This window comes from Yersinia sp. J1, from assembly GCF_050586585.1.
Taxonomy (GTDB): Bacteria; Pseudomonadota; Gammaproteobacteria; order Enterobacterales; family Enterobacteriaceae; genus Yersinia; species Yersinia entomophaga.
Genome location: NZ_JBOBDP010000057.1, coordinates 1 through 501 on the forward strand (window position 1 = coordinate 1; position 501 = coordinate 501).

The window sequence follows — 501 nt, forward strand, 5'->3', positions numbered from 1 at the left end:
GCTGTGATGCGGTACTACTCAACCACTTTACTCTTAACACTTCATAATGGTGAAAGTGCGGGATGATTCGTCCTGCAGACTCACCCTTACGGGTCAACGCTTTCGCGTTGCTGTCTCACTTCGTTCGGCTCGAACCTTTACGGTTCTCATCCCTACGATTTGAAACAGTACATCACTTCATCATGGTGGGTCGTGCGGGATTCGAACCTGCGACCAATTGATTAAAAGTCAACTGCTCTACCAACTGAGCTAACGACCCATTATGTATTATTGCATTACAACACTTAGAGAATAAAACCAGACAAAACAGGAAGAGGAATATCGCTGCGATAACTTCAACTTCTTTTCATTCCAGCCAATTAGGAAAGAATGGTGGGTCGTGCGGGATTCGAACCTGCGACCAATTGATTAAAAGTCAACTGCTCTACCAACTGAGCTAACGACCCGCTGTGATGCGGTACTACTCAACTACTTTACTTTTAACACTTCATAATGGTGAAA

2 tRNA genes and 1 other RNA gene are annotated in these 501 nt (G+C 44.3%); all 3 read right to left on the minus strand.

From position 1 onward, the window contains the following. Window positions 1–47 precede the first annotated feature (47 nt). Window positions 48–170, minus strand: a non-coding RNA gene (locus ACQ4OC_RS19610) — RtT sRNA. A 13-nt stretch (window positions 171–183) separates the two neighbouring features. Then, a tRNA-Lys gene (locus tag ACQ4OC_RS19615) sits at window positions 184–259 on the minus strand. A 111-nt stretch (window positions 260–370) separates the two neighbouring features. Then, a tRNA-Lys gene (locus ACQ4OC_RS19620) sits at window positions 371–446 on the minus strand. Between the last annotated feature and the right edge of the window lie 55 nt (window positions 447–501).